Annotated in this window: 21 protein-coding genes and 2 pseudogenes; 11 read left to right on the forward strand and 12 right to left on the reverse strand. The window is 70.6% G+C overall.

Going from position 1 to position 23,076, the window contains the following annotated elements; translation table 11 throughout:
• Positions 1 to 62 precede the first annotated feature (62 nt).
• The 6 genes from A6A06_RS25630 to A6A06_RS25655 all read left to right on the forward strand — a co-directional run bounded on the left by A6A06_RS25630 (position 63) and on the right by A6A06_RS25655 (position 6,582).
• Positions 63 to 1,046 carry an ABC transporter permease gene (locus A6A06_RS25630; protein WP_073763714.1) on the forward strand — a complete coding sequence of 328 codons (984 nt, stop codon included), beginning with the start codon at positions 63 to 65 and terminating at the stop codon, positions 1,044 to 1,046.
• A 13-nt stretch (positions 1,047 to 1,059) separates the two neighbouring features.
• Positions 1,060 to 2,007: an ABC transporter permease gene (locus A6A06_RS25635; RefSeq protein WP_199931141.1), complete on the forward strand. Its 948-nt coding sequence runs from the start codon at positions 1,060 to 1,062 to the stop codon at positions 2,005 to 2,007.
• A complete protein-coding gene (locus A6A06_RS25640) occupies positions 1,988 to 4,090 on the forward strand; it encodes an ABC transporter ATP-binding protein (protein WP_073763716.1) in 2,103 nt (700 codons plus the stop codon). The genes A6A06_RS25635 and A6A06_RS25640 overlap by 20 nt, the downstream gene beginning before the upstream one ends.
• Positions 4,091 to 4,203: 113 nt before the next feature.
• Positions 4,204 to 5,073 (forward strand): MetQ/NlpA family ABC transporter substrate-binding protein, encoded by an 870-nt coding sequence (locus A6A06_RS25645; RefSeq protein WP_079194335.1) that lies wholly within the window; start codon positions 4,204 to 4,206, stop codon positions 5,071 to 5,073.
• Between the two features lie 7 nt (positions 5,074 to 5,080).
• Positions 5,081 to 5,920 carry a methionine ABC transporter ATP-binding protein gene (locus A6A06_RS25650; protein ID WP_073763718.1) on the forward strand — a complete coding sequence of 280 codons (840 nt, stop codon included), beginning with the start codon at positions 5,081 to 5,083 and terminating at the stop codon, positions 5,918 to 5,920.
• Positions 5,920 to 6,582 (forward strand): methionine ABC transporter permease, encoded by a 663-nt coding sequence (locus A6A06_RS25655; protein WP_073763720.1) that lies wholly within the window; start codon positions 5,920 to 5,922, stop codon positions 6,580 to 6,582. Before A6A06_RS25650 ends, A6A06_RS25655 begins: the two co-directional genes overlap by 1 nt.
• 18 nt (positions 6,583 to 6,600) lie before the next feature.
• Here A6A06_RS25655 and A6A06_RS25660 read toward each other — a convergent pair whose 3' ends face one another.
• The 4 genes from A6A06_RS25660 to A6A06_RS25675 are packed head-to-tail and all read right to left on the reverse strand — an operon-like array spanning position 6,601 to position 9,793.
• Positions 6,601 to 7,467: an amino acid ABC transporter permease gene (locus A6A06_RS25660; protein ID WP_073763722.1), complete on the reverse strand. Its 867-nt coding sequence runs from the start codon at positions 7,465 to 7,467 to the stop codon at positions 6,601 to 6,603.
• Positions 7,464 to 8,108 (reverse strand): amino acid ABC transporter permease, encoded by a 645-nt coding sequence (locus A6A06_RS25665; protein ID WP_073763723.1) that lies wholly within the window; start codon positions 8,106 to 8,108, stop codon positions 7,464 to 7,466. The genes A6A06_RS25660 and A6A06_RS25665 overlap by 4 nt, the downstream gene beginning before the upstream one ends.
• Positions 8,109 to 8,123: 15 nt before the next feature.
• Positions 8,124 to 9,035 (reverse strand): glutamate ABC transporter substrate-binding protein, encoded by a 912-nt coding sequence (locus tag A6A06_RS25670; protein ID WP_073763725.1) that lies wholly within the window; start codon positions 9,033 to 9,035, stop codon positions 8,124 to 8,126.
• 14 nt (positions 9,036 to 9,049) lie between these two features.
• Positions 9,050 to 9,793, reverse strand: a complete 744-nt coding sequence (locus A6A06_RS25675; RefSeq protein WP_073763727.1) for an amino acid ABC transporter ATP-binding protein — start codon at positions 9,791 to 9,793, stop codon at positions 9,050 to 9,052.
• A gap of 330 nt (positions 9,794 to 10,123) precedes the next feature.
• Here A6A06_RS25675 and A6A06_RS25680 point away from each other — a divergent pair, with 330 nt between their 5' ends.
• Positions 10,124 to 10,879 (forward strand): GntR family transcriptional regulator, encoded by a 756-nt coding sequence (locus A6A06_RS25680; RefSeq protein WP_073763729.1) that lies wholly within the window; start codon positions 10,124 to 10,126, stop codon positions 10,877 to 10,879.
• Between the two features lie 138 nt (positions 10,880 to 11,017).
• Here A6A06_RS25680 and A6A06_RS25685 read toward each other — a convergent pair whose 3' ends face one another.
• Positions 11,018 to 11,440, reverse strand: coding sequence for a DUF6278 family protein (locus A6A06_RS25685; protein ID WP_073763731.1), 423 nt, complete (start codon positions 11,438 to 11,440; stop codon positions 11,018 to 11,020).
• A gap of 132 nt (positions 11,441 to 11,572) precedes the next feature.
• Between A6A06_RS25685 and A6A06_RS25690 the strand changes: the two genes are divergently transcribed.
• Positions 11,573 to 13,372, forward strand: coding sequence for an SGNH/GDSL hydrolase family protein (locus A6A06_RS25690; RefSeq protein WP_073763733.1), 1,800 nt, complete (start codon positions 11,573 to 11,575; stop codon positions 13,370 to 13,372).
• Between the two features lie 153 nt (positions 13,373 to 13,525).
• Here the strand turns inward: A6A06_RS25690 and A6A06_RS25695 are convergent, their stop codons facing one another.
• From A6A06_RS25695 to pcaDC, 3 genes are all read right to left on the reverse strand, one after another.
• Complete coding sequence (locus A6A06_RS25695; RefSeq protein ID WP_073763735.1) at positions 13,526 to 14,305, reverse strand: exodeoxyribonuclease III; 780 nt, start codon at positions 14,303 to 14,305, stop codon at positions 13,526 to 13,528.
• Between the two features lie 30 nt (positions 14,306 to 14,335).
• Positions 14,336 to 14,989, reverse strand: coding sequence for an MBL fold metallo-hydrolase (locus A6A06_RS25700; protein WP_073763737.1), 654 nt, complete (start codon positions 14,987 to 14,989; stop codon positions 14,336 to 14,338).
• A 141-nt stretch (positions 14,990 to 15,130) separates the two neighbouring features.
• Entirely contained in the window at positions 15,131 to 16,429 is a 1,299-nt protein-coding gene (gene pcaDC / locus A6A06_RS25705; RefSeq protein ID WP_199931218.1) for a bifunctional 3-oxoadipate enol-lactonase/4-carboxymuconolactone decarboxylase PcaDC, read from the reverse strand.
• 424 nt (positions 16,430 to 16,853) lie between these two features.
• Here pcaDC and A6A06_RS44000 point away from each other — a divergent pair.
• Positions 16,854 to 16,988 (forward strand): annotated as a pseudogene (locus A6A06_RS44000) (IS481 family transposase); the annotation flags it as partial.
• Between the two features lie 97 nt (positions 16,989 to 17,085).
• Positions 17,086 to 17,260 (forward strand): annotated as a pseudogene (locus tag A6A06_RS44005) (IS630 family transposase); the annotation flags it as partial.
• Positions 17,261 to 17,349: 89 nt separating this feature from the next.
• Here the strand turns inward: A6A06_RS44005 and A6A06_RS25715 are convergent.
• From A6A06_RS25715 to A6A06_RS25730, 4 genes are all read right to left on the reverse strand, one after another.
• A complete protein-coding gene (locus A6A06_RS25715; RefSeq protein ID WP_242440936.1) occupies positions 17,350 to 18,192 on the reverse strand; it encodes a class I SAM-dependent methyltransferase in 843 nt (280 codons plus the stop codon).
• A 71-nt stretch (positions 18,193 to 18,263) separates the two neighbouring features.
• Positions 18,264 to 19,490, reverse strand: coding sequence for an MAB_1171c family putative transporter (locus A6A06_RS25720; RefSeq protein WP_199931142.1), 1,227 nt, complete (start codon positions 19,488 to 19,490; stop codon positions 18,264 to 18,266).
• A 5-nt stretch (positions 19,491 to 19,495) separates the two neighbouring features.
• Positions 19,496 to 19,996 (reverse strand): hypothetical protein, encoded by a 501-nt coding sequence (locus A6A06_RS25725; RefSeq protein WP_073764609.1) that lies wholly within the window; start codon positions 19,994 to 19,996, stop codon positions 19,496 to 19,498.
• A 177-nt stretch (positions 19,997 to 20,173) separates the two neighbouring features.
• Complete coding sequence (locus tag A6A06_RS25730; protein WP_073763741.1) at positions 20,174 to 20,686, reverse strand: helix-turn-helix domain-containing protein; 513 nt, start codon at positions 20,684 to 20,686, stop codon at positions 20,174 to 20,176.
• A gap of 922 nt (positions 20,687 to 21,608) precedes the next feature.
• Between A6A06_RS25730 and A6A06_RS25735 the strand changes: the two genes are divergently transcribed.
• Complete coding sequence (locus A6A06_RS25735; protein WP_073763743.1) at positions 21,609 to 22,817, forward strand: IS701 family transposase; 1,209 nt, start codon at positions 21,609 to 21,611, stop codon at positions 22,815 to 22,817.
• The last annotated feature ends 259 nt before the right edge of the window (positions 22,818 to 23,076 follow it).

The following is a 23,076-nucleotide window of genomic DNA, read 5'->3' on the forward strand; positions in this document are numbered from 1 at the left end:
CACCCGGTGAAAAGCGTGGGATAGCGTCACTGGCCGCACCACCCTGAAAGGGATGTCCGCCCGTGTTCGCCCACCTTTCCAAACGCCTCGGCTATTACGCGCTGTTGCTGGCGCTGGCCGTCGTCGTCTCCTACGCGCTGACCTCGCTCGCGCTGTCGCCCCGCGGCTACTTCGAGGGCCGGCAGCCGCCGCCGTCGCCCGGCGCCGTCGAGGCCCAGCTGACCGCGCTGGGCATCAACGACCACACTCCCCTGCCGGAACGGTTCGCCGCCTGGCTGGGCCATGCCCTGCACGGCGACCTCGGCCGCACGATCGACTCCGGCGCCGTCACCGAGGAGTTCGGGCGCCGCGTCGGCGTCAGCCTGCGGCTGCTGCTGGCCGGCACCCTGCTGGGCACGGTCGCGGGGGTACTGCTGGGTGCGTGGAGTGCGGTCCGGCAGTACCGCTTCTCCGACCGTGCCGTCACCCTCTTCGCGTTCCTGCTGCTGTCCACCCCCACCTTCCTGCTCGCCGTGCTCCTCAAGACCGGCGCCATCGCGGTGAACCAGGCGGCGGGCGGCGAGATCATCGGCTTCACCGGAGAGCACACGCCGGGGCTGACGGGCGGATTCGGCACGCTGCTCGGTGACCGCCTGGTCCACCTCCTCCTGCCGACCCTCGCCATCGCGCTCGGCACGGCCGCGTCCTACAGCCGCTACCAGCGCGGCACGATGCTCGACGTACTCGGCTCCGACTTCCTGCGCACCGCCCGCGCCAAGGGCCTGCGCAAGCACAGCGCGGTGCTCCGGCACGGGCTGCGGACCGCCCTGGTGCCGATGTCCACCTTCTTCGCCTACGGGTTCCTCGCCCTGTTCACCGGCGCCGCCTTCACCGAGAAGGTCTTCGGCTGGCACGGCATGGGCTCGTGGTTCATCGACGCCGTCGGCAAGGGCGACGTCAACGCGGTCGTCGCGGTCAACGTGTTCGCGGCCGTACTGGTGCTGCTGTCCGGGTTCCTGGCCGATGTCCTGCACGCCGCGCTCGATCCGCGCGTACGGACGAGCTGAGAGGGGCCGGATCATGCTTCGCGTCGCCCTGCGCCGCTTCGTACGGAACGCCAACGCCCTGACCGGCGCGGCCGTTCTGCTGCTCCTCTTCCTCCTCGCCTTCGCCGGCCCGTACCTCGGCCACTGGTCGTACACGGACGTCGACTACAGCGCGCTGCGGCAGCCGCCCTCCGCCGGGCACTGGTTCGGCACCAACAGCATCGGCCAGGACGTGTACGCGCAGGTGCTGCGCGGGCTCCAGAAGTCGCTGCTGATCGGGCTGCTGGTCGCGCTGTTCGCGACGGTGCTGGCGGCGGTGGCCGGCGCGTGCGCCGGATACTTCGGCGGCTGGGCGGACCGGCTGACGACCCTCTTCACCGACCTGCTCCTGGTCTTCCCGGCCTTCCTCGTCATCGCGATCGTCTCCCCGCGCCTGCGGGGCGCGAGCTGGATCGCCTTCGTGGGGCTGCTGGCGGCCTTCGGATGGATGCTCACCGCGCGCGTCGTACGGTCCATGACGCTGTCCCTCAAGGAGCGGGACTTCGTCCGCGCGGCCCGCCTGATGGGCGTCCACCCGCTGCGCATCGTCTTCCGCCACATCCTCCCCAACGTCGCCTCCTTCCTCATCGTCGACGCCACGATCGCGGTCGGCGGCGCGGTGATGAGCGAAACGGGCCTGTCCTACTTCGGCTTCGGCGTGCAGCCGCCGGACGTGTCCCTGGGCACCCTCATCGCGGACGGGACGGGCGCGGCGGTCACCTACCCCTGGCTGTTCTTCTTCGCGGCCGGGCTGCTGGTGGTCTTCGTCCTGGCCGTCAACTTCCTCGGCGACGGACTGCGCGACGCCCTGGACCCGACATCGGGCGGCCGGCCGCGCCGCACCCGCCGTACGAAGCGCCGCCGCCCCGCCGAGGAGCCCGGGTACGCGCCCCTCCCGTCCCCGCACCACGAGGAAACCGCCCATGATCTCGTCGCCGACTGACCCCCAGGAGGCGGCCGGCGCGCCTGCCGCTCTGGACATCCGCGGGCTGGACGTCGAGTTCCCCGGCCCGCGGGGTCCCCGCCACGCGGTGCGCGGCGTGGACCTCGCGCTGCGACGCGGCGAAGTCCTCGGGCTCGTCGGAGAGTCGGGGTCCGGCAAGTCCACCGTCGCGCTCGCCGCGATGGGGCTGCTGCCCGGGTCCGCGCAGGTCGGCGGGTCGGTGCGGCTGGGCGGGACCGAGCTGGTCGGCGCCGGTGACGCCGCGCTCTCCCGGCTGCGCGGGCGCCGTATCGGCATGGTCTTCCAGGACCCGCTGTCCGCCCTCACCCCGGTCCACCGCGTCGGCGACCAGATCGCCGAGGCGGTCCGCACCCACCAGGACGTCTCTCGCGCGCAGGCCGCGCGCCGGGCCGTGGAACTCCTCGACCTGGTCGGCATCCCCGATCCGCGGGCACGCGCCGCCGCGTACCCGCACCAGTTCTCCGGCGGCATGCGGCAGCGCGTGCTCATCGCCATGGCCATCGCCAACGACCCCGAGGTGATCCTCGCCGACGAGCCCACCACCGCGCTGGACGTCACCGTGCAGGCCCAGGTGCTGGACGTGCTGCGCACCGCCCAGCGGGAGACTGGCGCGGCCCTGCTGCTCGTCAGCCACGACCTGGGGGTGATCGCGGGGATGGCCGACCGGGTGGCCGTCATGTACGCGGGCCGGGTGGTGGAGAGCGCGCCCGCGCAGGAGCTGTTCGACGCGCCCCGTATGCCGTACACCGCGGGCCTGTTGGGCGCCGTACCGAGCATCGAGGCGGTGCCGGGCCGCGGGCGGCTCGTTCCGGTCCCGGGTACGCCGCCGGACGCGGGCGATCTGCCCGCCGGATGCGCCTTCGCGCCACGCTGTCCGCTCGCCGACGACGCCTGCCGTACGGCCGAGCCCGCCCTGCTGACCGTCGGCGCGGGCCCCGAACACGCCGTGGCGTGCTTCAAGGAGCCGCACCGCGCGGCTGAGCGCGCGCTGCCCGCCGCCGCTGCATACGCGACGCCGGAGCCACCGGCCGTGCGCCCGGCGGCCGGGGACCGCGACCAGCTGCCGCACGTCCTACGGGTGCGGGGCCTGACCAAGACGTTCCCGGTGCGCGGGGGCACGGTGTTCCGGCGCCGGACCGGCAGCGTGTACGCGGTGGACGGCGTCGACCTGGACATCCGGCGCGGCGAAACACTCGGCCTGGTCGGCGAGTCCGGTTCCGGCAAAACGACCACGCTGCTGGAGATTCTGTCCGGAACAGCGCCCGGGGGCCCCGAAGGCGGGGATGTGGAACTGCTCGGCCACGACGTCCGCACCCTGGACCGCGCGGGGCGCCGGGCCCTGCGCGGAGCCGTCCAGATCGTCTTCCAGGACCCGGTGTCCAGCCTGGACCCGCGGATGCCGGTCGGCGAGCTGATCGCCGAGCCGCTGCGCGCGCAGCGGGCGGCGAAGGACCGGATCGCGGCGCGGGTACCGGACGTACTGGAGCGGGTGGGGCTTTCGGCCGGGGACGCGGAGCGCTATCCGCACCAGTTCTCCGGCGGCCAGCGGCAGCGCATCGGCATCGCCCGCGCCCTCGCCGTGCGGCCGCGGCTGCTGGTCCTGGACGAGCCGGTGTCGGCCCTCGACGTGTCGGTGCAGGCGGGGGTGCTCAACCTGCTGGCCGATCTCCGGGACGAGCTGGGCCTGTCGTACCTGTTCGTCTCGCACGACCTGTCCGTCGTACGCCACGTCGCCGACCGGGTGAGCGTGATGTACCTGGGCCGTACGGTCGAACACGGCCCGGCGGACGCGGTGTTCGCCGCGCCCCGGCACCCGTACACCCAGGCCCTGCTGTCGGCGGTACCGGTCCCCGACCCGGCGCGCGAGCGCGCCCGCCGGCGCGTCCTGCTGGCCGGGGACCCGCCGGGTCCGGCCGAGCGCGTCACCGGCTGCGGCTTCCGCGGCCGGTGTCCCCTGTACGCCACGCTCGGCCCGGACCGGCGGGCCCGCTGCGAGGAACAGGTCCCCGGCCTCACCGCGCACGGGCCCGGCCACACCTCGGCCTGTCACTTCGCCGCCTGATCCGCACCCGGACCAGGCGCGACCGACCGGGCGGGCGCCCGCTCCACAAGAGCCGCGCCCGCCCTTCCCCCTCCACCACCCACGGAACCCACGGAATTCACGGAATGAGAACGATGAACCGCACCCTGCCCCGCCGCACCGCCTTCGCGGCCGCCGCCCTGCTGGCCCTCGCCCTCTCGGGCTGCGGCCTGACCGGTTCCGGCGGAGACCGCATCCGCGTCGGTGTCAGCGGTGACTCCACCGACTGGGACGTGCTCGCCAAGGAGGCGGAGAAACAGGGCCTGGAGGTCGAGGTGGTGCCGTTCGACGACTACTCGCTGCCCAACAAGGCGCTCGCCGCCGGGGACATCGACCTCAACGCGTTCCAGCACCTGGTGTTCCTGGCCCAGTCCAACACCGAGAACGGCAGCGACATCGTGCCGCTCGCCGCCACCAACGTCGTCCCGCTCGGCCTCTACTCCCAGCGGGCGAAGAAGCTCGCCGACCTGCCGGACGGCGCGCGGATCGCCCACCCCAACGACCCGGCCAACGAGGGCCGGGCGCTGCGGCTGCTGGCGAAGGCCGAACTGATCGGGCTGAAGCCCGGCACCGGCCTGTACGCCACCGCCGACGACATCGCCGACAACCCCCGGCACCTGAAGCTCACCCCGGTCAACGCCCAGCAGACGCCCCGGCTGCTCAAGGACGTGGACGCCGCCGTCATCAACGACGGCGTGGCCACGCTGGCGGGCGTCAAGGCGGACACCGCGCTGTTCAAGGACGACCCGCGCGGAGCGGACGTACGGCCGTACGTCAACGTCATCGCCTCGCGCGCGAAGGACAAGGACGACCCCCGCTTCGCGAAGATCGTGAAGCTGTACGCGAGCAAGCCGGTCCAGGACGAGTCGCGCCGTACGTCCAACGGCACGGCCGTCCACATCGAGCTGTCCCGGGCCGAACTGACACGGGAGCTGGACCGGGTCGCCCGCCAGCTCAAGGGCTGAGGCCGCGATGAGCACCGAGACGATGATCGGGCTGAGCGGTCTGACCAAGGAGTTCGCGGGTGGCGTGCGCGCGGTCGACGATGTCGGCCTGACCGTCGCGCGGGGCACCGTACAGGGCATCGTCGGGCACAGCGGCGCCGGCAAGTCCACTCTGCTGCGGATGGTCAACCTGCTGGAGACACCGACAGCGGGCACCGTCACCGTGGGCGGGCGGCAGCTCACCGGCCTCCCGGAGCGGCAGTTGCGTGCCGCCCGGCGTGACATCGGCATGGTCTTCCAGCAGTTCAACCTGTTCCGGTCGCGCACGGTCCTGGGCAATGTCGCCTACCCGCTGCGGCAGGCCGGGGCCTCGCGGGCGCAGGCTCGCGCGAAGGCCGGGCAGGCGCTGGCCTTCGTGGGGCTCGCCGACCAGGCCCGCCGCTATCCCGAGCAGCTGTCCGGCGGCCAGCGGCAGCGTGTGGGCATCGCGCGCGCCCTGGCCACCTCTCCCCAGGTGCTGCTGTGCGACGAGGCCACGTCCGCGCTGGACCCGCAGACCACGCACGAGATCCTCGCGCTGCTCAAGCGGGTCAACACGGAGCTGGGCGTCACCATCGTCCTGATCACCCACGAGATGGAGGTGGTCCGGGCGGTGTGCGACCAGGTCGCCGTGATGGACGGCGGACGGATCGTGGAGCGCGGTGCGGTGGCCGAGGTCTTCGCCCGGCCGCAGCACCCCACCACCCGCGCCTTCGTACGCGCCGCCGTGCACGCCTCGCCCGTCCTGGACCTGCTGCCGCAGCTGCTGCGCAAGCACGGTGTGGCGGACTCGGTCGTGGCGACCGTCCTCGCGGAGGTGGGCGCCTGATGCATCCGGACTGGAACCTGCTCTGGCCCAAGATCGCCGAGGCGACCGGCCAGACCGTGTACATGGTGCTGGCCACCCTCGTCCTGTCCACCGTCCTCGGCCTGGCCCTCGGACTGCTGCTGTACGCCACCCGCAAGGGCGGCCTGCTGCACAACCGTGTCGTGTACGCCGTACTGAGCGTGCTGGTCAACGTCGTACGCCCGGTGCCGGCGCTGATCGCCATCGTGGTGCTCTCCCCGGTGACCCGGGAGCTGATCGGTACGGCGGTGGGCACCGACGCCGTCATCCTGCCGATGACGGTGATCGCCACGTTCGGCGTGGCCCGGATCGTGGAGAGCAACCTGCTGGCCGTGGAACCGGGCGTCGTCGAGGCGGCCCGCGCGATGGGCACCGGGCCGGTGCGCATCCTGGTGACGGTGCTGATCCCCGAGGCGCTCGGACCGCTGATCCTCGGCCTGACGTTCATGCTCGTGGCGCTGATCGACTTCTCGGTCATCGCGGGCACGGTCGGCGGCGGGGGCGTCGGCAACCTCGCCATCACCCATGGCTACCTGCGCTTCGACACCCGGGTGATGGTGGTGACCGTGCTCATCCTGATCGCGCTGGTCCAGGCGGCACAGCTGCTGGGCAACACGCTGTCCCGCAAGGTGCTGCGCCGCTGAGGCGGGCTGCCGGGGGCGTCATCGCTGCTGCTGCGCCCCCGGCAGCAGTGTCCCCGGCTCCGGCGCGTTGACGTCCACCGCGTCCGTCTTCAGGCTCTTCCGCTGCCGCTTGGCGACCCGGTAGGCGCACCACGACAACAGCATGCACAGACCGATGTAGATGGGCGAGATGATCAGGACGACGGGGATGAACGGCAGGTCGTAGTCGAGGTTCGAGGCGATCAGCTTGCCGGCGTGCAGGAACTCCTCGTAGGTGATCAGGTAGCCGAGCGAGGTGTCCTTCAGGGCGACCACCAGCTGGCTGATGATCGTGGGCAGCATGGCGCGGACCGCCTGCGGCACCAGGACGTGCGTCATGACCTGAGTCTTGCGCATCCCCAGCGCGTAGGCCGCCTCCCGCTGCCCTCGGTCCACCGCGTGGACACCGGCCCGGAACACCTCGGCCAGCACCGAGCCGTTGTACAGCGTCAGCCCCGCGATCAGCGCGTACAGCGGCTCGGCCCGCAGTGCCACATAGACGAAGAAGATCATGACCAGTACGGGCATCGCGCGGAAGAACTCCACCAGCAGCGTGCTCACCCAGCGCACCGGCGCGTGGTCCGAGAGCCGGCCCGCGGCGAGCAGCGCGCCCAGCACGAGCGAGAGCACGGCGGCGCAGGCGAACGCCTTCAGCGTGTTGCCCAGCCCTTCGAGCAGCAGCTCCTGGATGCCCCGGTACGCGAACGGCGTCCACTTGCGCGCGCTGAACTGACCGGTGTCGATCAGCAGGTACACGACCCAGACGGCGACGGCGAGGATCACCACGGCCGCTGCCGCCCCGTAGAGCCGGTGCCGGCGCCTGGTCTGCGGTCCGGGTACGTCGTAGAGGGCGGTGGTGGCGGTCATCGGGGAACCCCCCAGCGCTTTTCCAGCACGTTGAACAGCGCGCTGATGGTCAGGGTCACGATCAGGTAGCCGACGGCGATCCAGACGAAGGTCCAGATGATGCCGTAGCCCAGTTCGTTGAGCGTCTTGTAGGTGCCGAGGAGTTCGACGACGCTGAAGGAGCCGGCAATCGCGGAGTTCTTGGCGAGCGCGATGAGCGTCGAGCCGACGGGCGGGATGACGGTACGGAACGCCTGCGGCAGCACCACGTCGCCCAGCGTCTGGGAGAAGGTCAGGCCGAGGCTGCGGGCCGCCTCGCCCTGCCCCACCGGGACGGTGTTGATGCCGGAGCGCACCGCCTCGCAGATGAAGGCGGAGGTGTAGCAGCCCAGCGCCAGCACGGCGAAGACCTTGAAGGGCAGCACGACGCCGAAGCGCGGCAGGCCGAGCAGCACCGCGAAGAACAGCAGCGTCAGCGGGGTGTTGCGCAGCACCGTCACCCACACGGTGCCGAACGCCCGCAGCGAGCCGACCGGCGCCACCCGGAAGGCCGCCATCAGCACACCGACGACGAGTGCGAGCAGCGAGGCGAAGACGGTCAGTTCGACGGTGCCGAGCAGGCCCTTCCCGTAGAGGGAGAAGTTGTCCGTGAGCACGTTCATGGGCGGTCCTCGTCCTCAGCTCGCCGGGTAGCGGTCGATCGCGGGCGGCCGCGGAGCCGGGACGCCGGACAGGCCCAGCGTCGCCTCGTACGCCTTCTTCCAGTCGCCGTTCCTCTCGTGGGCGGCGAGCGCGTCGTCCAGCGCGAAGCGCAGGGCGGTGTCACCGCGCGGCACGCCGATGCCGTACGGCTCCTCGGAGAACGGCCGGCCCGCCAGCTTCAGCTCGTCGGGCACCTTGGCGGCGTAGCCCATGAGGATCGCGTCGTCGGTCGTGACGGCGTCGACCTGATAGGTGAGCAGGTTGTCGACGCACACCGAGTACGTGTCGTAGGCGACCAGGTCGGCCTTGGGGTAGTCGGCCTGGATGCGCTGGTACGGCGTGGAACCGGCCGCCGAGCAGACCTTCCTGCCCGCCAGGTCCCGCGGCCCGTCGATGCCCTTCTGGTCCTTGCGCACCAGCAGGCCCTGGCCGGCCATGTAGTACGGACCGGCGAAGCCCACCTGCTGCTTGCGCTTGGCGTTGACGGTGTAGGTGCCGACGTAGTAGTCGATCTGGCCGTTCTGCAGGGCCGTCTCGCGGTTGGCCGAGGCGATGGTCTTGAACTGCACGGTCTTCGGGTCGAAGCCGAGGGAGGCCGACATCATCTTGGCGATCTCGATGTCGAAGCCGGTGTACGTCCCGGAGGCCGGGTCGCGCTCGCCCATGTACGGCTGGTCCTCCTTGGCCCCGACGACCAGCCGGCCGCGGCTGCTGGCCTTGCGCCAGGTCGCGGAGTCGGGCAGCCGGAAACCCTGGGCGGTCGTGTAGTGGGGCAGTTGGCTGCCTCCGGGACCCTTGACGGGCGGGCTGCCGGACTTGCCGCAGCCAGCGGCCAGGAGTGCGGCGGTCAGCGCGAGTGCCACGAGGGCGGTGCGGGTCTGGTGCATGGCGGCGCCCCCGGTCAGTGCTTGAGGATCTTGGAGAGAAAGTCCTTGGCGCGGTCGCTCTCCGGCGCGGTGAAGAACTCCTCCGGCGTGCGGTCCTCGACGATCCGGCCGTCCGCCATGAAGACGACGCGGTTGGCTGCGGAGCGCGCGAAACCCATCTCATGGGTGACGACGACCATCGTCATGCCCTCCTGGGCGAGCTGCTGCATGACCTCCAGCACCTCGTTGATCATCTCCGGGTCGAGGGCGGAGGTCGGCTCGTCGAAGAGCAGCGCCTGCGGCTCCATCGCCAGCGCGCGGGCGATGGCCACCCGCTGCTGCTGCCCCCCGGAGAGCTGCGCCGGGTACTTGTCGGCGTGCGCGGCCAGGCCCACCCGCTCCAGGAGTTGGCGGGCCCGCCCCTCGGCCTCCTCCTTCTTGCGCTTGCGGACCTTGACCGGCGCGAGCATCACATTGGCCAGCACGCTCTTGTGGGCGAAGAGGTTGAAGGACTGGAAGACCATGCCGACTTCGGCGCGCAGCGCGGCCAGTTCGCGCCCCTCTTCGGGGAGCGGCCGGCCGTCCAGGGTGATGGTGCCGGACTCGATCGGTTCGAGGCGGTTGATGGTGCGGCACAGGGTGGACTTGCCGGACCCGGAGGGCCCGATGACGACCACCACCTCACCACGGCCGACGGTGAGGTCGATGTCCGCCAGGACATGCAGTTTCCCGTAGTGCTTGTTGACCCCGCGCAGCTCGATCAGCGCATCACCGGCCATGTGCAGCCTGCTCACTCTCATCCGTACCGCCAGAACACCGCAAACTACCTGCCCGAAAGCAGCGGTTTTCCCCTGACACGCACGAATACTCCGATAAACCCTGATTACCGGGGAAAGTGCGCACGCCTGCCAGGTGCGGGCCCCTGGCGGGGAGCCTCCGGTCGGGTACGGGTCCCCGGGCGGGGAGCCTCCGGAAGGTACGGGCTCCGGCGGGCCGCCTCCGGTACGGGCCTCCGGTACGGGCCTCCGGTACGGACCTCCGGCGGGCGGCTGCCCCAGCGCCTCTTCCCTAGGTACACAGTGCCCGCCTGCGTACCTAGCCTGTGGGGCATGGGTGACAACCGACCTGTCTTCCAGCGCATCGCCGACGACCTGCGCCGCCAGATCGACGAGGGTGCCCTGCCCGTCGGCGCGCGGATGCCGTCCCGCTCCGAGCTCAAGCGGGCGTACGAGGCCAGCGACCAGACCGTGGACCGCGCGGTACGCGTCCTGAAGGCCGCCGGCTACGCGGAAGGCCAGTTCGGCCGGGGGGTGTTCGTGGCCGACCGGGCGCCCATCGGGACCCTGCTGCGCTCCACGGGCGCCGTGGACTCCCCGTTCGCCGCCCGGATCGCCCTGGAGGGGTCACCCGACGGCACACCGTTGACGTGGGAGGCGTCCTCGACGACGGACGCGGCGTCCGACCGGGTGGCACGGCGGCTGTGCATCGTGCCCGGCACCGGCGTCGTACGGTCGGTGTACGAATACCTGGCCAACCGGCAGCCCGTACAACTCGCCACGAGCTGGGAGCCGCTCGCCATCACCCAGGGCACCGACGTCGTCTTCCCGGAGTGCGGGCCCTATGCCCGGCGGGGGGTGCGGGGGCGGATGGCCGCCATCGGGATCCGGGTGGTGCGCGCCGAGGAGCGCGTCGGGTCCCGGCCCGCTTCCAGTTCCGAGGCGGAGACGCTGGGCTGCTCCCCCGGGCAGTGCGTGACGGTCGTGGAGCGTACGCACTTCGACGCGGACGGGCGGGCCGTGGAGACCTCGGACATCGTCGTACGGGCCGACCGGTGGCGGCTCGCGTACGACATCGGGTTCGTGTGACGGGGCCGGGGGCCGCCGGTGTCCGAGTGACCGGGCCGGGACCGCCGGTCTTCGTATGACCGGGCCGGGGCCGCCGGTGAGGGCTGTCGGTGAGGGCTGTCGGCCCGGTCGGCTCTCGACGGCCTCCGTTCAGGACGGTCAGCTCTCGGCGGCCTCCGCGTAGAGCTGGCACAGTTCGGGCGCGCCGTTGGCCGCCCAGTCCTGGCCCGCCGTCACCACGTCCACCTCCCGGCCGGACGCCAGCCGGACGACCGGCTCGCCGCTGGGCCACACCTTCCAGGCGGCGCCGGGCACCGTCCGCACCAGCACGGTGCCCAGGTAGAAACCCGCGTCGTTGCCGAGCCAGGTCACCACGTCCGGGTCGTCGCGCCAGGCGGGCCGCAGCTGGTCCAGCGCCTCCAACGACCGCACCGAATCGTCCAGTTCCACGCCTTCGGTCTGGGCCTGGGCACGCAGCAGCTCGCACTCCGCCAGGAGCATCGCCGCGCCTTCGGGGTCGTCTTCGACAGCAGGGACCACTTCCGGACGCTTGCGCCACTTGTCCAGGAAAGACATGTTCATGAGCGTAGCGTCCCACCCGGGCCCGGGCGGTGGCCACAGGCGCGCGGCAGGCCGTGGCCGGATCACCGCCCCGGGCCGCCGGTTCCGGCCGGTCCCCGTGCACGTCCTCGGTGCCAGCGGAAGGAAGATCGTATGCGCGTACGACCATGGGGCACGCTTCTCGCCCCGGCCCTCTGCCTCTCCCTCGCCCCCTTGGCCACCCCGGCCATGGCGGCTCCACCTCAACGGCCCAGCGCCCCGGTGCCGTTGGAGAGACTCTTCGACAACACGGCGGTCAGCGAGCCGTCCGCCCCGGCGTCGGCCGACTTCGACGGCGACGGCAACTCGCTGTCCGCGCGGGACCTCGCCGCGGCGGGCTGGACCCCTGGGCGGGTGCTGACCCTGGACGCGGCCCGGCTGCGGTGGCCGCGCGCCGCCGCGGGCCGCCCGGACAACGTACGGGCCGACGGCCAGGCGGTCCGGCTGAGCGGCCGCGGCGACGCGCTGTCGCTGCTGGTGGCCGCGACGGGCGGCACGGTGACCGGAAGCGGCACGGTCCGCTACCGGGACGGGTCGCGCAGCACGTACCGGCTGACCGCGCCGGACTGGCGTACGGGCCCCCTGAGCACCAAGGCGGTGGCGCTGCCGCACATCAACACACCCGGCGGCCAACGGGCGGAGCGCGCGCGGCTGTACGCGGTGAGCGTGCCGGTGGCGCGCGGGCGCGAGGTGGCCGCGGTCGTCCTGCCCGCGGACCCCGGGCCGCGCGCCGACCTGCATGTGTTCGCCGCGGCGGTGCGCGACAACGGTGCTGGCTGGACGACCGGTTGGGCGACGGCCACGGGCGGGTACACCAAGCGCGGGCCGTGGCGCGGCCAGACGCTGCGGCTGGTCGTGCACCCCGGCGCGGGCGGGCCGCGGGTCCGGGTCAGGCTGGCGAACACCTTCGCGTCGGCGCCGGTGCGCTTCGGGGCGGCGAGCGTGGCCGTGCGGGGCAGGGGCGCGGCGGCGAGCCGCAAGCCCGTACCGCTGACCTTCGGCGGGCAGCGGGGCGTGCAGATCCCGGCCGGGGCCCAGGCGTACAGCGATCCGGTGGGCTTCACCGTCCCCGCGGGCCGCGACCTGCTGGTCAGCCTCCATCTGCCGGGCACGGTGACGGCGGCGCCGGTGCACGCGGGGTCCCAGCAGATCTCGTACGCCAGCGCGCCCGGCAGCGGCGACCGGACGGGTGACATCGGCGGCGCGGCGTATCCGGGCACGCTGACCGGCTGGCCGTTCCTGACCGGGGTGCAGGTCGCGGGCGGGCCGGGCACGGTCGTGACGCTCGGGGACTCCATCACCGACGGCTCCCTCTCGACGGCGGGCACGAACCGGCGCTGGCCGGACGTGCTGGCCCGCCGGTTCCAGGCCCAGCACCGCCTGCCGCGTTATGGCGTGGCCAACAGCGGTATCGACGCGAACCGGGTGGTCACCGACCGCTATCCGGGTGACGGCGTCAGCAACGACACCGGCGGGGTCAGCGCTCAGCACCGGCTGGAGCGGGACGTGCTGGCCCAGCCCTCGGTCCGTACGGTCGTGGTCTTCGAGGGCACCAACGACATCCGGATCGGCACTCCGGTGCGCGACATCGTGGCAGGGCTGCGGGCCATCGCCCGGCGCGCGCACGAGCGCGGGCTGCGGGTGGTGGCCGCGACCGTCACACCGTGCGAGGGCTTCGGTGACTGCACGGCGCAGGTCGAGGCGCGGCGCAACGCCGTGAACGCCGCCATCCGGCAGCGAGGCGCGGACTTCGACGCCGTACTGGACTTCGACGCGGTACTCCGGGACCCGGCGCGTCCGCAGCGGCTGCTGCCCGTGTACGACAGCGGCGACCACCTGCACCCCGGCGACGCGGGCCTGCGGGCGCTCGGACAGTCGGTCGACCTGCGCGCGCTCGTACCCAGGACGCCCTGATACGCACTGATACGCACTGATACGGGCCGCCGGGGCTGCCGGGGCCGACACCCGCAGCCGTGATCCGGGCCCGGCACCCGCAGTCGTGGTCCGGGCCCGGCACCCGTAATCGTGGTCCGGGCCCGGAAGCCACAGCAGCGAGCCGGGCCCGGCTCAGACCTCCAGGTCGACGACGACCGGGGCGTGGTCCGAGGCGCCCTTGCCCTTGCGCTCCTCGCGGTCCACGTACGCGTCCGAGACGGCCTTGGCGAACGGCTCGTTGCCGTACACCAGGTCGATGCGCATGCCCTTGTTCTTCGGGAAGCAGAGCTGGCGGTAGTCCCAGTAGGTGAACGGCTTGTCGTACTTCAGGGGGCGCGGCACCACGTCCGACAGCCCGGCCTCGCGCAGGGCGGACAGGGCGGCGCGCTCGGCGGGCGTCACATGCGTCATGCCCTCGAAGACGGAGGTGTCCCACACATCGTCGTCGCTGGGCGCCACGTTGAAGTCGCCGAGGACCGCGAACGGGCGGGGGCCCGCCGCGTCCTCGGCGACGGCCGCCTTCAGCGCCTCGAACCACTGGAGCTTGTAGGCGAAGTGCGCGTGGTCGATCTCGCGGCCGTTGGGCACGTACACCGACCAGACGCGGGCCGGGCCGCAGGTCGCGGAGACGGCGCGGGGCTCCTGCGCCCCCTCGTAGTCCGGACCGCCGGTCAGCCCGGTGGTCACGTCCTCCAGGCCGACCTTGGACAGCAGCGCGACGCCGTTCCACCGGCCGGTGGCGTTGACGGCGGCCTCGTAGCCCAGCTCGCGCAACTGGTCGTACGGGAACTGCTCGGCCGAGCACTTGGTCTCCTGGACGCACAGCACGTCCGTGCCGGTGTTCTCCAGCCAGGCCAGCAGCCTCGGGAGGCGGGCGGTGATCGAATTGACGTTCCAGGTCGCGATGCGCATGTCCGTAAACCTACAGCGGGGGTGTGACACTCAGTTCAAACCGGTGCTCTCACCGGGGGTGAGGCGTCCGTGGTCGGTACCGCCGAGCTTGTCGATCATGCCGTCGTAGACCGGTCGGGCATGGTCCTGCAGCAGACTGTCGTGTACGTCGATGGCGCGGCGCGGCCGGACCTCACGGACGTAGTCGATCACCTCGGCGACCTTGTTCCAGGGCGCGTGCACCGGCAGCAGCAGCGTGTCGACCGTGCGGCCCTGGGGGACGGTGAGCGCGTCACCCGGGTGGAAGACGGTCGCGCCGTCGTCCTCGGTGGTGATCAGGTAGCCGACGTTGGTGACGCGCGGGATGTCCGGATGGATGACGGCGTGCAGCTGCCCGTGCACCTCGATGTCGAAGCCGGCCGCCGTGAAGGCGTCCCCCTCCCCCACCGTGTGCACCCGCCCGGGGAAAGCAGCGGAAATCTGCTCGGCGACGCTGGCCAGGGTCCAGATCTCGGCGCCGCGGTTCGCCTCCATGCCCGCGCGCAGCCGCTCCTCGTCGAAGTGGTCCATGTGCTCATGGGTGATCAGGATGGCGTCGGCGCCGACCGCCGCGTCCCGCTCGCTGAAGACACCGGGATCGATGACGAGCACCTGCCCGTCCTTCTCCAGCCGGACACAGGCGTGGGTCTTCTTCGTGAGTTCCATGTCCCCATCTTGCCGCGCGGATGTACGGCGGGCCCCGGAGGGACGCGCGAGGGAACCCGTTGCGGCCGGGCCGAAGGGGACGGCGGCCGGATCGGAGCGTACGACGGCCGGGCCGGAGGGGACGACGGCCGGGCCCCGAGATCACCCCTCCGGGGTGGTCTCCTCGCGGATGACACGCTGGGCCACGGCGAACGCGGCGTTGGCCGCGGGCACACCGCAGTAGACCGCCGTGTGCAGCAGGACTTCCTTGATCTCCGTGGGCGTCAGTCCGTTGCGCAGCGCGGCACGCGTGTGCAGGGCCAGCTCGTCCCGGTGGCCCTGGGCGACCAGCGCGGTGAGCGTGATGATGCTGCGGGTACGCCGGTCCAGCCCCGCGCGGGTCCACATCTCGCCCCACGCGTAGCGGGTGATGAACTCCTGGAAGTCCCCGCTGAAGTCGTCGACCCCCTCCTCCACCTGATCCACGTGCGCGTCACCGAGCACCTCACGGCGGACCTTGATGCCCTGCTCGTACGCGCCGCCCCGGACCGCCTCCGGCTGGGCGAGACCGGACTCGATGGCCGCGGGCGCCACCGGCGGGGGCGGGGGCGGGGGCGCGGGCCCGAGCACCGGCTTGGGCGCGGCGGCGCCGATCGCCGCCTGGGTGGCGGCGCCCGGCTTGTCGTGCCAGGCGGCGGTGAAGTGCCGGATGAGCAGTTCGGTGACGGCGGCGGGCTGCTCGACGGGCGCGAGGTGGGAGGTGCCGGGAACGAGCGCGAGGCTCGCGTCCGGAATCCCGGCCACCAGGGTGCGGGCGTCGGTGGTCGGAGTGACCTGGTCCTCGGAGCCGACGACGACGAGGGTGGGCACCCCGATCCGCTGGAGCGAGGAGCGGACGTCGAAGGAGGCCATCGCCTCACAGGCCGCGATGTAGCAGCCCGGGTCGGTGGTGCGCACCATCTGGACGGCCCACTCGACGATGGCGGGCTGGGCCCCCGTGAAGCCGGGGGTGAACCAGCGCTCGGGCGAGGTACGGGCGATCGGGTCCAGCCCGTTCGTACGGATCACCACACCGCGCTGCCGCCAGGAGTCGGCGGTGCCGTAGCGCGGGGAGGAGGAGACCAGGGTGAGCGAGGTGACGCGCTGCGGCCGGGTGAGCGCCAGCTGAGCGCCGATCGCACCGCCGATGGAGCACCCCGCGTAGCCGAAACAGTCCACACCGAGCGCGTCGAGCGTGGCGACGAGCCGATCGGCCAGCTCCGCGACGGAGGAGGCCGGATAGGCCGGCGAGCCACCGTGCCCGGGCAGGTCGAACCGGATAACGCGCCAGTGACGGGTCAGCTCGGGTATCTGCCGATCCCACATATGCCACGTCGTTCCGAGGGCCGCACCCAAAACCAGACAAGGTGCATCTTCCGGCCCGTCAGAGCGGTATTGCAGGGTCTTCGTCGTCTCGCTCACCCGCCCGACCCTCTCATCTGTCATGAGGTGTCACATCGCCAGGGTGAACCTAGCGGGTCCTGACTCTCCCGCAACAGACGGGGCGGGGCGCTGTCGGAACCCTACCGAGTGTCCGGGTATCCGTTCATTGGCGTGCACTCGTGACCACGTCGGCAATGGGGCGCGCGTTTGGCAGGAGACTTGGCCGCAGCCGGACTGGCCCTCCTCATCCCGGCTGCCGATCCACAACCGGCAGCCGGACTCCGAGTCCGCCTCAACCCCGCTGGCCATACGACTCGGCAAGTCGCCCGGCTGGTGAAACACATGACTCACGCTTGCCCCTCCACCGCACCCCCGTGCAGGCCATCCCATGTGGTGGCAGCTCCGCGGAGGTCCTCTACATCCGGCTCGACGTACCACCTCTTGGTCGTCTTTACGTTTGTAGCTGGGCAACATCCCCGACGGCGGCGGCTGGCACACGGTCAGCAGAAAAGACGGCGACCGCAACCGGCAGGCCACCACCGACCAGCGCAAGAACTGCAAGCCAGTGATCGGCTACAGCTACATCCACTCCGCCGTGCCCAGAGCGTCGACGGCGTCCACTCCGCCGTGCGCAGAGCGTCGACGGCGTCGATGCCGTCCGCGCCGCCGTCACACCGCTGCCGAACGGGGGCGCACGGACAGCGGAGGTCAAGAAGTTCCTGGCCAAACTCGACCGGGAAGTCCCCGACGGCCTCGAAGTCCACCTGGACGACTACGCGACCCACAAGACGCCCGGCATCAAGCGGTGACAGCTAACCCGCCCTCTTCACGCCGACCAGCACGTCCTGGCCGAATCTGGTGGAACGGTGGTCGCCGAGCTGACCTAAAAGAAGCTCGCGCGGCGTCCACCGCTCCACATCGCCGTTCCTCACCAAGCCGCTGGCAGAGTCCACCGCTGGCTATGCAGCGCCACCCGCCGAATCTGGAGTGAGCCGACTGGGAGCGCCTGGCCGGTCCGGCGTGGGCTCTGAGGGCGTGGGCACTTCCGCGAGTTCCTTCGGGCGGCGGCCCCAGGCGGAGATGGTGATCTGAGGGATGTCGATGAACGTCGGGTTCTTCAACGCCTCGGAGAACTGCACCAGATCGGCTTCGGAGACGAGGCCGCCGGCGAGCAGCGCCGGGGCGGCCTGCGCGATCAGGGGGAACCACCGGTCCTTGTCGAGGCCCCCCATGCAGCCAAGGTTCCCGGTATACGCCACGTCGCTCAGGCCGGCCCGGGCCATGAGGGCGGGAAGGCCGCGCGCCCATGTCATGTCGGCTCCCTGTTCGCGGCAATATCGCTGGTAACCATCGAGAACGCGTTGGACCACAGGGAAGGGTGAGGTGGCCGCCGGGAGGTGGTAAGGCTCTTCGACGACCAACCAGCCTCCGGGGGCCAGCCAGCGGACGGCCCGCGCCATCAGTTCGTCGCGTACAGAAAGATGGCACAACAGGTAGCGGGCGTGAATGAGGTCGAAAGCACCAGGGGCGAAGTTCTCGTGTGTGATGTCGGCCCGCTGGACATACAGGTTCGGGACCCGGCCGGCGTCGAGGTGGCGGGTGTCGATGTCGACGGCGGTCACCCATCCGTCCGGGCAGCGTTCGGCGAGCCAGTAGGCGATGGATCCTGCGCCTGCTCCCAGTTCCAGACAGTTCCACGAGGGACCGACAGGCAGGGAGTCGATGACGCCTGTCGTGAAAGTGTCGACGCTGCGTTGAATGGATTCCAGGCGATGACGTTCCGGTGAAGCATCGTCGCCCAAGATGGCGGTGCTGTCAGGGGCAGCGGTGCCAGACTGTGGTAGCACGGGGTGTCACCTTGTTTCGTGGATGTCTACTTCGCGGGCGTGGCTGGAGCGTGGCGGTCGTCTCCGTCCGGTGTGGTGGTACCTGGTACGGCTGACGGCAGGGTGAAGCACAGTACGGCGGGCAGTGTGCGGGCTCGGGAAACGGCGAGGAGAAAGTCGATCTCACTACGGAGACTGTCCCGGTCACCCTTTCCCGAGTGCCCGGACCCGAGCGGATTCGGCCGAGGTGTGCCTCCGGTCGCCACGGCCCGGAGGGCGGCCTGCAGCCAACACGCCGTGGTGGCCGGCTCGCGCTGGTCCTCGGGCATGGCCAGGGTTGTGATGTGCTGCCGAGCGCGGGCCATCACTTCGGGACTGGCGTAGTCCTGAAGGATGAGCAGGGTGTCGCGAATCTCGATGACCTGGCGGTAGAGCCGGAGGTGGATCGCGTGTGGGCTGCCGATCACAGCGCGGAGTCTGGGGACCGACCGGCCCAAGGTCACGTGCGGGACAGCTTTGGTGAGATCGTCCCACAGCGGGCGCAAGCGCCACAGAGCACACGCGTCGCGGACTGTGCGCAGGACGCCGATGACCAGCGGCGAGCTGGCCCCGGCTGCCATGAGCCAAGCCGTGATGCCTATGTTGAGCGGGAACAACGCGCCCAGCCAGGCGGGGCGGGCGAGCAGGAAGACGAAAACCACGCCCCAGAACACCGAGGACGAGGCGAAACCGGCAGCGAGCAGCACAAGGCCGGCCCGTAAGGAGCGGTCGTCGCGGACCCGGCGGGCATAGCGTACGCAGAGCACGGTGCAGGGAACGGTGCCGACGAGATGGGCGGCGACGAGGATCCACCAGAAGGGGCTGTACCAGGGCACGTAGGCTGCGGTGACACAGCCGGCATGCGGAGCGATCGTGTAGTTGAGCACGATCAGGGCGGCGATCGTGACGACCATCGGAACGTAGACCAGCCAGGGGCAGCGCCGGGCGATGGCCGCGAGGACGAAGTCGAGGATAAGGGCTGAACTGAGGACGCCCCATGCGTTCATGAACAGGCCACAGCTCTCGGCAAAGGCGAGGCTGTGGTTCAGGGCCGCGGTGACGGGGTCGAGATAGACCGTGACTGATCCGGCGATCCCGATCACAGCGATCAGCAGCATGCGTTGCTGGCGGGATCGGCGGGCGGCGGGTAATCGGAGAATGATCACCAGCCACAGGACCAGGGCTCCGATAAGCTCGACCCGAGTTCCCAGCTCATACAGGGAAAGTGTGTCCACGGCTCCTACTCTCGAATCCCTAGGGCGGTTTCCAGGGCACCACGCACCCCGCTGGACGGTGAGGGAGGGAACATTCCCGCAGCTGCGTGGATCAAGCTGGCGACGAGTTCGGCTTCCTGTTCCTGGGCGGTGCTGTAGTGGGTGCGCGCCAACAGCCGACTGATCAGCTTGGGGCTGATGCTGGGCAGCAGGGCGACGAGCGCGCCTTCGGTCTCCTCGTCGGAGATGCCGTGATCCCACAGGATGTGCCCGAGTTCATGGAGGACGATGTGGTCCTGGTGGAACTTGGTGGTTTTCTCCTCGACGTAGATGATGTCGCTCGCATCAGTGGCGATCCACAGGCCACAGGCGCTGATGGCCGAGCCGATGGGAACGGTGTGGATCTGGATCGGCCGGCCCCGCCTCGTCGACAGCTCGCGGACGAGCGCATCGACGGAGAAGGGCCGGGGTAGGTCGAGGGAACTCACGAGCGCCTGACACTTCTTGCGGACCTGCCGTGTGGTCATGGTGTCGCCTTGCTCCCCGATCAGACACCGCTGGAAGAAGCAGTTGTATAGGTGCTGCATGCTGCAGAGCTGACCTTCGTGGTCGGTTGCCGACCCGCCCCGAAGGAGCGGCCGCTCTGACCGCCGGGTCCCGTGTCGGGCTCGACCGAGCGCATCGTGACGAGGTCACCCGGTGCTTCATGGCGGCTGCGGATCGGGGCCGTCCGGCTCCTCACCGGCGGTCGGCGATGTCGGGTGAAGTGAGTCGCGGGCCTGAGCCGCGGCGTCGATGATCCCGGTGAGGAGTTGGGAGAGTTGGTCGACGTCGGTGGGAACAGGGGCCGCGTGCGACGACCGCAGGGCGAGGCCCCGCGTCTTGCGCGACCGCAGTGCCGAGAGGACTTCCAACTCCTTATTGACCTGCTGGAAGACCTGTTCGTCGAGGAAGTACGCGCAGCGCTGGATGCCCAGGCTGTGCGCGACCTTCACCAGGGTCTCGATGGTGAGGTTGGTGCCTTCGGCGGACTCCGCGGACGCCAGGGTGCGTTTGGACACCCCTGCGAGGTCGGCGAGCTTGGCCAGGCTGAACGGCCCCTCGGGATGGTGCTGACGGATGTGCCGCAGCCGCGACGCGATGTCGGCCTTGGCCGCCTGGACGTGATCGACAGGGAACCGCTGTGCGGACGTCTCGGGTGTGTGCTGATTGCTCATCACCTACCTCCTCGGGCAGGATAGTGCACCGATGGCGCAGCATATTGCAATAATGCGTAAAGCGCCCTATCGTCCTCGGCGAAGGGCGGAAACCCGCGAGAGCGGGGCGTCGCACACTGGCGTCACCTCAGCCAGTCGCGGTGTTCGGCACCTCATGCCTCCGCCCGCCTCGACGCGACAACAGCCAGGCGACGCACTCTCACACGCCTGCGAATGCGCCGTGTTCCTCGCGGCACCGACCGTACGACCGAGTTGTCAGCACCCGGCGCGGCGCAAGGCGGTGCCGTGCCCGCCTGAACTTGATGTCCCGAGAATTTCGCGAATCCGGGGGGATTAACGTGGCGAAACATGGATCGGCCGGCTCGGACGGCCTTCCTCTTCATCGGGTGAGCGATTCTCCCCGGCTCGCCAACACGGTGGGCGCCTGCGTACGAAATACCAGGATCGCAGGATCGAGCAGCCGCGAAACGGGCGTACCGGGGCATCGACTTCGCTCGGCCGGTCGGGCTCCCGCACCCTGACCCTTCATAGAAGCGCGGCCGTCCTCGGCAGGCGTTCCGGCTCACGCCGTTCGCAGCACTGTTCCGCCGACACCACGAATCCGTCGCACGATACCGCCGGAACCCTGTACCTCTTGGACAGCGGTCGGCGCGGCGATCCGGAGCCCGGACATTCGTGAATCTGCCGTTCCGCGGAACAATATCACCGAGGCACGGGTTCGGCGACCTGCTGTCGCGCTCGCAGTCACGCATAAAACGGTCACCGCCACGTTCGGCACAGCGTGGACACATTTCCCCATGCTCTATTGCCGTCTTGTCTGCATGTAGATCGGGACGGCATGCTCCGGATTCCCCTCTGCTCAGGCCCCACTGTCCGCAGCCCTTGGTGCAGCGGAACTCCACTTCTCACCGGAAGGATCCTCATGGCGTCGCACCCCACTGCCCCCACCGAACAGCCGGCTCCTACAGAACAGCTCTCCGAATTCACGAGTACCGTGTTTTCTCAGCTGCGGCGCGCGGAGCAGCGCCGCTGGGGTCATGCCTACCTTCTCGGGTTACTCACTGTGCCGGGAAAAAAGACGGTCCGGCGTTTAGCAGCCGCCGTCGCGGACTCGCCGACAGCGTCGCAATCCTTCCAGCAATTCATCAACTCCAGCCCATGGGAATGGGAACCCGTCCGTCACGAACTGGCCCGCTGGATCGATGTACGGCTGCGCCCGCAAGCATGGACAATCACCACGGCGGTCTTACCCAAAAGAGGAGACCACTCCTGCGGAGTGCATCGGCGCTTCGTCCCCCGGCTGGGCCAGACCGTGAACTGTCAGGTCGGTGTCGGACTGTTCCTGTCCGACGGCGCGACAGCGGTGCCCGTCGACTGGCGTCTGCACCTGCCCGACCATTGGGCCCTTCCGCACCCTCGCCGACTGGCACGCATCCCCTGCGAGGCCGCCTCGGTGCCCATGTGGGCCGATGCCCTGGACATGGCGGACCGTCTCAGACGGGTCGGCGGGGTGCACCCTGCCCCGCTCGTGGCCGACATGTGTGACAGAAGTGAGGCCAACGACATGCTGCACCTTCTGACGCGTCAGCGCTGCGACTTCGTGGTCGCCGTTCCCGGCAGCCTTCCCGTCCTGCCCCTCGACGCATCCGATCATGGCTCCCGGGCAGCCGCATCCGTCCTGTCACTGGGCACACAGCGCAGTCTGGTCCTGAGCGATGTCCGGCATGCCCGGTCCACGACCGGTGCCGAACGTGACGGCGCCCACCACGGCAGTGATGTGCAGACCAGTCTGGTCCGGCTGCCCTCCGCGACCGTGCCCGGCTCCGGATCCCTGGGTACGTACCGCTTATTCACCCACCGGCGCCCGGGCCGGCGATACCCCGCCGTCATTTGGATCACCAACATGGTGCGCCGACGGGTGAAGGACCTGCTCGCGCTCGTCGACAGCCATACAGGCACGGAGGACTCGGTCCGCGAACTGGTCCGCGACTTCGGCCTGCAGGACTTCGAAGGCCGATCGTATCCGGGCTGGCACCATCACATGACCTTGACGTCCGCAGCCCACGCCTACCGGCGGCTGGCCGGTCTCCCGCAAGCCGCCCATCCGGCGCTGGAACCGATGTCGGCATGACGTGAACAGTTCGTGATCGCTGTCGATGCGGGCGTCTGCGCCGCGTCTTCCGTTCGGCCGGTATCCACGCTCCAGTTCTTCGTCCAGATGTGCCGGGAGCGATGGACGCCGGACGCCGGTGTTCGATCACGCGGTGGACCACTGGACAACAGGCCGGGGCGCCCAGGTGCGCCCTGTACGGAAGCCCCGGCCCCGATCACCACATCGCAGGGAGCCAAGGCCGGGGTCAACGGCGCGCCGCCTTCCGGTCACGGGCACC

Origin of the sequence: Streptomyces sp. CB02923, assembly GCF_001905005.1 — a bacterium.
Classification (GTDB): domain Bacteria; phylum Actinomycetota; class Actinomycetes; order Streptomycetales; family Streptomycetaceae; genus Streptomyces.

Excerpts from the sequence above, each read along its gene's own strand:
- A6A06_RS25665 (WP_073763723.1), bottom strand. The coding sequence starts at position 8,108 with ATGAACGTGCTCACGGACAACTTCTCCCTCTACGGGAAGGGCCTGCTC.
- A6A06_RS25645 (WP_079194335.1), top strand. The coding sequence starts at position 4,204 with ATGAACCGCACCCTGCCCCGCCGCACCGCCTTCGCGGCCGCCGCCCTG.
- A6A06_RS25650 (WP_073763718.1), top strand. The coding sequence starts at position 5,081 with ATGAGCACCGAGACGATGATCGGGCTGAGCGGTCTGACCAAGGAGTTC.
- A6A06_RS25735 (WP_073763743.1), top strand. The coding sequence starts at position 21,609 with ATGGCGTCGCACCCCACTGCCCCCACCGAACAGCCGGCTCCTACAGAA.
- A6A06_RS25675 (WP_073763727.1), bottom strand. The coding sequence starts at position 9,793 with ATGGCCGGTGATGCGCTGATCGAGCTGCGCGGGGTCAACAAGCACTAC.
- A6A06_RS25640 (WP_073763716.1), top strand. The coding sequence starts at position 1,988 with ATGATCTCGTCGCCGACTGACCCCCAGGAGGCGGCCGGCGCGCCTGCC.
- A6A06_RS25730 (WP_073763741.1), bottom strand. The coding sequence starts at position 20,686 with ATGAGCAATCAGCACACACCCGAGACGTCCGCACAGCGGTTCCCTGTC.
- A6A06_RS25690 (WP_073763733.1), top strand. The coding sequence starts at position 11,573 with ATGCGCGTACGACCATGGGGCACGCTTCTCGCCCCGGCCCTCTGCCTC.
- A6A06_RS25680 (WP_073763729.1), top strand. The coding sequence starts at position 10,124 with ATGGGTGACAACCGACCTGTCTTCCAGCGCATCGCCGACGACCTGCGC.
- A6A06_RS25655 (WP_073763720.1), top strand. The coding sequence starts at position 5,920 with ATGCATCCGGACTGGAACCTGCTCTGGCCCAAGATCGCCGAGGCGACC.
- A6A06_RS25670 (WP_073763725.1), bottom strand. The coding sequence starts at position 9,035 with ATGCACCAGACCCGCACCGCCCTCGTGGCACTCGCGCTGACCGCCGCA.
- A6A06_RS25695 (WP_073763735.1), bottom strand. The coding sequence starts at position 14,305 with ATGCGCATCGCGACCTGGAACGTCAATTCGATCACCGCCCGCCTCCCG.
- A6A06_RS25635 (WP_199931141.1), top strand. The coding sequence starts at position 1,060 with ATGCTTCGCGTCGCCCTGCGCCGCTTCGTACGGAACGCCAACGCCCTG.
- A6A06_RS25660 (WP_073763722.1), bottom strand. The coding sequence starts at position 7,467 with ATGACCGCCACCACCGCCCTCTACGACGTACCCGGACCGCAGACCAGG.
- A6A06_RS25685 (WP_073763731.1), bottom strand. The coding sequence starts at position 11,440 with ATGAACATGTCTTTCCTGGACAAGTGGCGCAAGCGTCCGGAAGTGGTC.
- A6A06_RS25700 (WP_073763737.1), bottom strand. The coding sequence starts at position 14,989 with ATGGAACTCACGAAGAAGACCCACGCCTGTGTCCGGCTGGAGAAGGAC.
- A6A06_RS25725 (WP_073764609.1), bottom strand. The coding sequence starts at position 19,996 with ATGACCACACGGCAGGTCCGCAAGAAGTGTCAGGCGCTCGTGAGTTCC.